The following is an 825-nucleotide window of genomic DNA, read 5'->3' as shown; positions in this document are numbered from 1 at the left end:
CTAGGGCGTGTTAACACTTGATCATGTCGACGATGAGGGCGAAGTTCAGGAAGGCTCGGAACATGATGTCGAGCTTCTCGAAGCGTGAAAAGATGCGCCGAAAGCCCTTCAGCCTGCGGAACAGCCGCTCCACCTCGTTGCGTCGCTTGTAGAGGTCGCGGTCGTAGTCCCACGGTTCCTTGCGGTTTGTCTTTGGTGGCACGACCGGCTCGAACCCCAGGTCCAGAACAAGCTGGCGGGTCTCATCGCCTTCATAGGCACGGTCCATCAGCATCGGCAGGCCCGCATGCGGCCTTTTCCAGTTCCGCAACAAGGCCCGCCCCTCTGGCGCATCATGGGCCTGGCCACCGGACAGGCTGAATGTCAGGGCTGTTCGGGCATCCGCGGCAACCAGATGAACCTTTGTGTTCCATCCCCCGCGGGATTTCCCGATGGCTTGCGGCCCCTTTTTTTCGGCGCCCCGGTCCCATCCGGGTGAACCTTGACCGAGGTGCTGTCGAGGCCGAGACATTCGACCCGGATCCGGATCAGCCGATGTTCCTGCAAGGCCGCGAAGAGCCGGTCAAGCACGCCAGCCTCGGCCCAACGGCGCAGGCGGGTGTAGATCGTGTGCCAGTTTCCGAACCGCGGCGGCAGCGCCCGCCATTTGCAGCCGTTTTCGGCGATATAGAGCACCGCATTGATCATCGTCAGGTTGGAGATCCGCACATTGCCGCGCTGGACTGGCAGATATGGGCGGATCAAATCGTATTGTGCTTCGCTTATCTCATTCATTTCAAAAAGATAACACGCATACCGTTCGCAGGGTAGTGTTAACACGCCCTA

At 59.9% G+C, this 825-nt stretch carries 1 protein-coding gene; it reads right to left on the bottom strand.

Features of this window, described 5'->3' with window-relative positions:
- Positions 1 to 10 precede the first annotated feature (10 nt).
- A protein-coding gene (locus E3D03_RS21010; RefSeq protein WP_090617227.1) for an IS5 family transposase occupies positions 11 to 774 on the bottom strand; the annotation gives its coding sequence in 2 pieces (ribosomal slippage) (positions 11 to 447 and positions 447 to 774; 765 coding nt in all).
- Between the last annotated feature and the right edge of the window lie 51 nt (positions 775 to 825).

It is taken from the genome of Paracoccus sp. DMF (assembly GCF_004407025.1).
GTDB lineage: Bacteria > Pseudomonadota > Alphaproteobacteria > Rhodobacterales > Rhodobacteraceae > Paracoccus > Paracoccus aminovorans_B.
This window is presented reverse-complemented; position numbering and strand designations above follow the sequence as displayed.